Source organism: Mesorhizobium sp. M4A.F.Ca.ET.020.02.1.1 (genome assembly GCF_004022645.1).
GTDB lineage: Bacteria > Pseudomonadota > Alphaproteobacteria > Rhizobiales > Rhizobiaceae > Mesorhizobium.
Genome location: NZ_RZOI01000220.1, coordinates 1 through 8,168, shown reverse-complemented (window position 1 = coordinate 8,168; position 8,168 = coordinate 1). Strand labels below are relative to the sequence as shown.

Sequence of the window (8,168 nt, the reverse complement as noted above, 5' to 3'; positions counted from 1 at the left end):
ACCAGGATGAGCGGCCCGCGCGTCGTCTCGGCAAGGCCGAGCCCATCGACCATTTCGCCGGGCGCCAGCCAGCCGAACGACGACACCGCCGCTTGCGCGACATAGGCGAGAACCGCATAGGCGCCCCCGAAGGTGACGACCGCCATGACGCTGAAGAAGCTGCCTAGTTGCGACCAGACGCTGGCCGGTCCGGTCAGCGCCGCGATCAGCGCCACCGGCCCGAGCCAGATCGGCAGCCAGATGGCGATGGTGCGCGGCGCGTGCCACTTCGTCGGCCTGGTGTGCTCGAGTTCGCCGCGCTCGAACATCAGGTCGACGGCGCCCTTGCTGTCGTCGGCAACGCCACTCTTGCCATGCGCCGACCCGGAAAACAGGGCCGGCGCGACGCGGTTGCCGACCCAGCCAGCCAGTCCGGCCAGCAGGATGATCAGCGGGAACGGCAGCTTGACGACATAGATGGCGAGGAAGGCGGCGACCGCGATCGCCACCATCACCCGGTTCTTGAGCGCCCGCTTGCCGATGCGGATGACGGCCTCGACCACCACCGCCAGCACCGCCGCCTTGACGCCGAAAAACAGCGCCTCGATGACCGGCGCATCATTGTAGAGCATGTAGAAGCTGCTGAGGCCGAGCATCACCAGCGCCCCCGGCAGCACGAACAGGATGCCTGCGACGAGACCGCCGGCGGTCCGGTGCAGCAGCCAGCCGACATAGACGGCAAGCTGCTGCGCCTCGGGACCAGGCAGGAGCATGCAATAATTGAGCGCATGCAGGAAACGCTGCTCGCCAATCCAGCGGCGCTCCTCGACCAGTTCCTTGTGCATCAGGGCGATCTGCCCGGCCGGCCCGCCGAAGGAGAGCAGCCCGATCCTGGCCCACAGCCGCACCGCCTCCCTGAAACTCGGCGCCGGCGGCACACGGGCGGTCTCGGCATCGTTGCCCGCCATGAGGTCGTTCATAACGGCTTGCTCCCGCTCGGCCAGTTGTGCGTTTCCTCGGTGGCGTCGCGGCACCATCTGAAGAAGGAATCGTAGATGAGCATGCCCGCCTCGAGCTGCTCGAGATCGTCGCGGAACATGCGTGACAGGCCAAGCGATGCGGCAAGGAAGCCCGCCGCTTGCGGCACCATGTCGAGCCGTGCCGTATCGGCGGCGCGCACGATCAAGGCCAGGCGATCGAGGGCCTCCGAGCGCAGCCCGAATTCCTCGATCATCGTGTCGAAGGTGCAGCGCTCGCCGCGATGGCTCCAGAACACATTGTCGATGTCGAAGGGAACCGCCGCAAAGCGGTCGGCCACCGCCGGCACCTCGGCCGCATCGACGAACAGGAACACCGCATTGGGATCGACGAAGCGGCGGATCAGCCATGGGCAGGCGATGCGGTCGACCTTGGGCCGCGCCCGCGTCACCCAGACCGTGCGGCCCTTGTCGTCACGGGGCGGAATCGCGCTGGCCGTGACCAGCGGCGCCTTGGCCGCCGCCCAGGCCTCGAAGCCACCTTCCAGCGATTCCGCCGCTATCCCTTCATGGCGCAGCCACGCGGCGACGCCTTGCGAGAGTTTTTGGCCCTTCTGGCAGATGACGACGACCCTGGAGCCGGTGAACTCCGCCGCCCAGGTCGGGACGGTCCTGAAATCGCGCCGGCTGGATGCCGGCAGCAGGCGCGGATCGGCTTGATAATCCTCCTCGACGCGCACGTCGACGAGGACGGGCGCATCCGGCAGGCCGGCGAGACGGGAAAGTTGCTGTACGGTGATTTCGGTTGTTGACGGCATGGCGTCCACCTCCAGAACAAAGAGAGTTTGGACGCGAACGTTGGGCTGACGCCTCACGGGGTCGTCGCGGGGAACCCCTTGCCTAGGATGCTGGAACGATCCCTCGCCCTTGTCAAGGAATGAGCTTCCGCGAGCGATACCCGCGGCGGTTTGCGACGCTTACTGCGCCGTCCAGCCGCCATCCATCGGCAGGGTGGTGCCGGTGATCTGCTTGGCCGCGTCCGAGCACAGGAACAGCGCCAGCGCGGCGAGCTCGTCCACGGTGACAAATTCCTTGGTCGGCTGCGCGGCGAGCAGCACGTCGTGCTTGACCTGCTCCTCGGTCATGCCGCGCGCCTTCATCGTGTCGGGGATCTGCTTTTCGACCAGCGGCGTCCAGACATAGCCGGGCGCGATGGCGTTGACGGTGATGCCTGCCTGGGCGACTTCGAGCGCCACCGTCTTGGTCAGGCCCGCAATCCCGTGCTTGGCCGAGACATAGGCCGACTTGAACGGCGAGGCGACCAGCGCATGCGCGGAAGCCGTGTTGATGACACGGCCCCATTTGCGCGCCTTCATGCCGGGAAGTGCCGCCTTGATGGCGTAGAAGGCCGCCAGCAGGTTGATGCGGATGATCGCTTCCCATCTGTCGTCGGGAAACTCGTCGATCGGCGCGACATGCTGGATGCCGGCATTGTTGACCAGGATGTCGAGGCTGCCGAAAGCCGCATCGGCCTCGCGCACCATGGCGCTGACGGCCGCGCCGTCCATCATGTTGGCATCGGAATAGCGGCACTTGACGCCGAAATCCTTCTCGATGCCGGCGCGCTCCTGCTCGATATCAGCTGCGTCACCGAGGCCGTTGATGGTGACATTGGCGCCCTCGGCGGCAAAGGCGCGGGCGATTGCCAGGCCGATACCGCTGGTAGAGCCGGTGACGAGGGCGTTCTTCGAGGAAAGGGAACCCATGATGATCTCGCGACAGGATTGAAGGGGATATTTCCGCACATAGTTTGTGCGCCGCAACATAACAATGTCATGACCATATGTGGTGCGATTACAATGTTGTGATGCTGTAAAGGAGACTGCGTGCTGGCCTCAAGGTCGATGACATGGCACTGTCATGGTGCCGTGCAACATAGTCCTCCTGCGCGTTTCGAGCGTATTATTCCTGCAACCGATGGGTAAATAGCTTGAAAATCGACGACGTCGTGAAGCGCGCCTATGCGATGCCGCTCACCAATCCATCATTCCCGCCCGGGCCTTACCGTTTCTTCGACCGCGAATACATCATCATCACCTACCGCACGACACGCGAGGCGCTGGAGGCGGTCGTGCCGGCGCCGCTGGAGATCGACGAGCCGCTGGTCAAGTACGAGTTCATCCGCATGCCGGATTCGACCGGCTTCGGCGACTATACCGAGACCGGCCAGGTCATCCCCGTGCGCTACAAGGGCCAGCACGGCGGCTATGTCCATTCCATGTATCTCGACGACGATGCGCCGATCGCCGGCGGCCGCGAGCTCTGGGGTTTCCCGAAGAAGCTCGCCAGCCCCAAGATCGTGCATGAGGGCGAGGTGGTTGTCGGCACCTTGCACTATGGCAGCGTCCTATGCGCCACCAGCACGATGGGTTACAAGCACCAGGAGGCCGACCACGACCAGGTGCTCGCCTCGCTCGCCGCGCCCAACTTCCTCAGCAAGATCATCCCGCATGTCGACGGCACGCCGCGCATCTGCGAGCTGGTTCGCTACTACCTTACCGACGTGACGCTGAAGGAGGCCTGGACGGCGCCGGCCGCGCTCGACCTTCGCCCTCATGTCATGGCCGACGTGGCGAAGCTGCCGGTGCTGGACATCGTGTCGGCCGTCCACTTCACCGCCGACCTTACGCTTGGGCTGGGCGAAGTCGTCCATGACTATCTCGCCGACCGCGGCCATTCCTGGGCGAACGCAACCCAGCCGGAGAAGGCCCGTGCTTGAACGCACCCGAAACAAGGCGGTCGCCGCCTCGATCGAGGAAATAACGGCGCAGTATGACCGCATCGCCCTGGTGTTCCAGGGCGGCGGCGCGCTCGGCGCCTATCAGGCTGGAGTCTACCAGGCGCTGTCCGATGCCGGCTGCGAGCCGACCTGGCTCTCCGGCGTGTCGATCGGCGCCATCAACGCCTCGATCATCGCCGGCAACGAGCCGAGCCGTAGGCTGGAGCGGCTGGAGCAGTTCTGGCAGACGATCTCCGGGCGCAAGATCTGGGCCTATACGCCAGAGGGCGACATCTATCGCGACATCCGCAACCGCACCTCTTCGTGGATGACGATGATGATGGGCCAGCCCGGCTTCTTCAAGCCTCGCTCGCCCAATCCCTGGTTCGAGCAGCCGGGCGCCGAGGGCGCGACCAGCTTCTACAACACCGCCGAGCTCAAGGACACGCTGGAAAGCCTGATCGACTTCGACATCCTCAACGACGGCAGGAAGCGGCTGAGCGTCGGCGCGGTCAATGTCAGGACCGGCAACTTCGTCTATTTCGACACCGACAAGGTGCGCATCGGCCCGGAGCACATCATGGCGAGCGGCGCGCTGCCGCCGGCTTTCCCCTCGATCCGCATCGAGGGTGAATATTACTGGGACGGCGGCATCGTCTCCAACACGCCGCTGCAATATCTGCTCGACCAGGAAGAAGACCGCTCCTCGCTGGTGTTCCAGGTCGACCTGTTCAGCGCGCGTGGCGCCTTGCCGCGCGGCATGGCCGACGTGCTGTCGCGCCACAAGGACATCATGTATTCCAGCCGCACGCGCCAGAACACCGACAATTTCCAGCGCATCCATGCGCTGAAGATGAAGCTGCTCGACGCGCTGAAGCGCGTTCCCCCCGAACTGCTGAAGGAGGGTGAGAGGGACCTGATCGCCGATTATTCCGACGCCGGCGTCGTCAACATCGTCCACCTGATCTACCAGCACAAGGGCTACGAGGGCCACGCCAAGGACTACGAGTTCTCCGGCACCTCGATGCGCGAACATTGGGAGATGGGGCTGGAGGACACCGAGCGCACACTGCGCCACCGCCAGTGGCTGACGCTGCCGACCAATGCCGAGGGCGTCACCATCCACGATCTCCACCGCGAGGATCCGACTTAGCCGCCGGCGAAAGATCGCGGCCTGTCCATACGGCACCCCCGTCGAGTTCCCTCACACCCCCTCTGTTCGGCTTTCGCTAATCTCCGGCATTGCAACAATGGAGGTCCGCGCTGAAGCCGCTGATCTCCCCCTTGCGGGGAGATGGCCGGCAGGCCAGAGGAGGGTGCTGTCCCGCCGGCGCCTCGAAACAGCCATGGAACAGCCACAAAGAAAAAGGCAGCGGCTGCGACCGGCGCTGCCTTTTATTTGAGAACTTGGCCGCTCAGAACACCTGGCGGAAAATGATGAACAGCACGAAGGCGAGCGCGATCGAGCAGGGCAGCGTCAGCACCCAGGCAAGCAGCAGGTTGCGCACGGTCGACCATTGCAGCCCCGAGCCGTTCGCCGCCATGGTGCCGGCAACGCCCGACGACAGCACATGGGTGGTCGACACCGGCAGGCCGAGGCGGTCGGCCATGCCGATCGTGACCATCGCCACCAGCTCCGCTGCGGCGCCCTGGCCATAGGTCAGATGGCTCTTGCCGATCTTCTCGCCGACCGTCACGACGATGCGCTTCCAGCCGACCATGGTGCCCAGCCCGAGCGCCAGCGCCACAGCGATCTTCACCCAAAGCGGAATGAACTTCGTCGCGTTGTCGACCGCCTTGTGATAGTCGGTTACCGCCTTGAGATCGGCGGCCTCCATCGGCAGCAGCTTCTTTTTGTCGATCAGTTTGAGCGCCTCGCCGATCAGATAGATGTCGTTGCGGGCGTTGCCGACCAGATCGGTCGGCACCTTTTCGATCGAAGCGTAGGGCTGCAGCGAAGCCGTGGTGTTGTGAATATATGTCTGCAGCGCCACCGTGGTTTGGTCGTTCCAGGTCCTGGTGCGCACGGCGTCCTGGACGGCCACCTTGGCATCGGGGACGGTGATGCCCGGCTTGACGTACTTGCCCAGTGCCTGTTCGACGCTCACCGAAGCCGACTTGTAGGCTTCGAGATAGTTGATGTCCGGGGTGCGGTTGAGCGCATAGGCCGTCGGCACCACGCCGATCAGGATCAGCATGATCAGGCCCATCCCCTTCTGGCCGTCATTCGAGCCATGGGCGAAACTGACGCCGGTGCAGGTGAAGATCAGCAGCGCGCGGATCCACCACGGCGGCGGGGTGTTGCCCTTCGGCGCCTCATAGAGCGCCGGATTGCGCACAAGCAGTTTCATCGCATAGAGCAGGATTGCCGCGGCGAAGAAGCCGATGATTGGCGAGACCAGCAGCGTGGTGCCGACATTGGTCGCTTGTGACCAGTCGACGCCACTGGTGGCGCTGCCGGCCGGCGCCATGAACTGGTTGGCGAGGCCGACGCCGATGATCGACCCCACCATGGTGTGCGAACTTGAGGCCGGCAGGCCGAGGAACCAGGTGCCGAGGTTCCACAGGATCGCGGCGACCAGCAGCGCGAACACCATGGCGAAGCCTGACGAGGAGCCGACCTGCAGGATGAGCTCGACCGGCAGCAGCGACAGGATGCCGAAGGCAACCGCGCCGCTGGAGGTGAGAACGCCGAGGAAATTGAAGACGCCCGACCACATGACGGCGAACTCGGCCGGCAGGGAGCGGGTATAGATGACCGTCGCCACGGCATTGGCGGTGTCGTGGAAGCCGTTGACGAACTCGAAGCCCAGCGCAATCAGCAAGGCGATGCCGAGCAGGATCCACGGCACCGTCTTGGCTATGGCGAGATCCTGGCTGAGTGCGTAGGCGACATAGATGACGCCGGCGAGCACGATCACTCCGAAGGCCGGCAGGAACCACTTGGCGCCGCCGGTTTGATTGAGTGGATGATCTGGCCTTGGAATGCCCGCTTCGCTCGAAACAATGTCCACCATGTCCCACTCCCGTTCGCACTTCGGCACAACCACAGGTGAGGCTATGTCCGGTCGATGAAGCTGGTGTGACGGGCGGGATACCGGGCTCGGCAGGGAGGGCATTTCAAAACGCCAGTCAAATGCCGGCGCTAGGCCCCTATCCGGCGATCTCCAGCAGCGACGAGGTCAGCAGCTGCCGCTCATCCTTCGAGAGCACGTCGGAATCGAAGAGATTCATGCTGCGCATGCCCTCGATGGCGAGGAAGCAGACCAACAGCGCGCTGAGGTCGTTCGTCTCCCCCTTGAGCCGCTCGAACAGCTGCCGCTTGAACGATTTGATCGGCGTCAGGAATTCGGGATCCTCGGCGATGGCGGAAAATATCCAGGACGCCGACGGCTGCGGCTCCTCGCATTCGTCGGCCGAGAGCTTGATATAGGCCGCGAGCGCGCTTTCATGACCAGCCACGGCGGTGCGGGCTTCCATCGCCTGCTCGAATGCCTTGAGATAATCCTCCACCAGGCTCTGCATCAACTTGGCTTTGGTCGGGAAATTGTAGAGCAGGCCGCCCTTCGACACGCCGGCGCGGCTGGCGACGGCGTCCAGCGACAGGCTGCCCGGACCCGTCTCGCGCGCCACGTCGGCGGCGGCGGCGAGTATCCTGTCACGCGAATTTGCTCTGCGGGTTTTCATCGGTGCATCCCCCTTACATTAGCCTAGGCGGAATTGACAACACCGTCCAGACGGTACAGTAAGATCGCCATCATTTGAAAACGGGACCTGACGTCGATATGTGTCCCGCTGTTCGACGACTATTGCCGGACGCCGGCCGAGGGGGACTGTTCGTGAAGCGCTTCTTCATCATCGTCGGAATATTGCTTCTGCTCATTGTGGTGTGCGGCGGAATTGTCGCCTTCAACCTGTTTCGTGACAGCGCGATCAAGCAGTATTTCGCCACCATGAAGCCGCCGGCAGCGACCGTTTCGACGGTCATCGTGAAGCCGTCCGAGTGGACGCCGGGCGTCGAGGCGATCGGCACCGTCAATGCCGTGCGCGGCGTCGACCTCACCGTCGAAACAGCCGGCATCGTCAAGAGCATCATGTTCCACGCCAACCAGAAGGTAGCCGACAACGCCGTGCTGCTGCAGCTCGACGATGCCGTCGAGCGCGCCGATCTCGCGGCGGCGAAAGCACAGAACGTCTCTGACCAGACGGCGCTCGAACGCGCCGTCGAATTGCAGCGGCGCGGCGTCGGCACCGACGCCACGCTCGACACCGCGCGGGCGACCGCGTCGGCATCCGCCTCGCAGGTCAACAAGCTGCAGGCGGTGCTCGACCAGAAGCAGCTGACCGCTCCCTTCGCCGGCACTGTCGGCATCCCCAAGATCGACCTCGGTCAGTATCTCGCCACCGGATCCTCGGTGGTGACCCTGCAGGAC

7 protein-coding genes and 1 pseudogene are annotated in these 8,168 nt (G+C 64.3%); 3 read left to right on the top strand and 5 right to left on the bottom strand.

Annotated elements, in window-relative coordinates; genetic code table 11:
• From chrA to EN742_RS15725, 3 genes are all read right to left on the bottom strand, one after another.
• The coding region (chrA, locus tag EN742_RS15735) for a chromate efflux transporter (protein WP_148670118.1) at positions 1–959 on the bottom strand (959 nt) is incomplete at its 3' end.
• Entirely contained in the window at positions 956–1,774 is an 819-nt protein-coding gene (locus EN742_RS15730; RefSeq protein ID WP_126058030.1) for a sulfurtransferase/chromate resistance protein, read from the bottom strand. The genes chrA and EN742_RS15730, both read right to left, overlap by 4 nt.
• A gap of 159 nt (positions 1,775–1,933) precedes the next feature.
• The gene (locus tag EN742_RS15725; RefSeq protein WP_126058029.1) at positions 1,934–2,722 is read right to left on the bottom strand and encodes a 3-hydroxybutyrate dehydrogenase; all 789 of its coding nucleotides are present in this window, start codon (positions 2,720–2,722) and stop codon (positions 1,934–1,936) included.
• Between the two features lie 224 nt (positions 2,723–2,946).
• Between EN742_RS15725 and EN742_RS15720 the strand changes: the two genes are divergently transcribed.
• Positions 2,947–3,735 (top strand): acetoacetate decarboxylase, encoded by a 789-nt coding sequence (locus tag EN742_RS15720; protein ID WP_126058028.1) that lies wholly within the window; start codon positions 2,947–2,949, stop codon positions 3,733–3,735.
• On the top strand, positions 3,728–4,888 hold the full coding sequence (locus EN742_RS15715; RefSeq protein WP_127405966.1) for a patatin-like phospholipase family protein: 1,161 nt from the start codon (positions 3,728–3,730) through the stop codon (positions 4,886–4,888). Before EN742_RS15720 ends, EN742_RS15715 begins: the two co-directional genes overlap by 8 nt.
• A 262-nt stretch (positions 4,889–5,150) precedes the next feature.
• Here EN742_RS15715 and EN742_RS15710 read toward each other — a convergent pair whose 3' ends face one another.
• Together EN742_RS15710 and EN742_RS15705 are read right to left on the bottom strand one after the other, a co-directional pair.
• Positions 5,151–6,752, bottom strand: a complete 1,602-nt coding sequence (locus EN742_RS15710) for an inorganic phosphate transporter (protein WP_126058026.1) — start codon at positions 6,750–6,752, stop codon at positions 5,151–5,153.
• 136 nt (positions 6,753–6,888) lie between these two features.
• Positions 6,889–7,422 carry a TetR/AcrR family transcriptional regulator gene (locus tag EN742_RS15705; protein WP_126058025.1) on the bottom strand — a complete coding sequence of 178 codons (534 nt, stop codon included), beginning with the start codon at positions 7,420–7,422 and terminating at the stop codon, positions 6,889–6,891.
• Between the two features lie 146 nt (positions 7,423–7,568).
• On the opposite strand from EN742_RS15705, the pseudogene EN742_RS15700 reads away from it, so the two are divergent.
• A pseudogene (locus EN742_RS15700) lies at positions 7,569–8,168 on the top strand (efflux transporter periplasmic adaptor subunit); the annotation flags it as partial.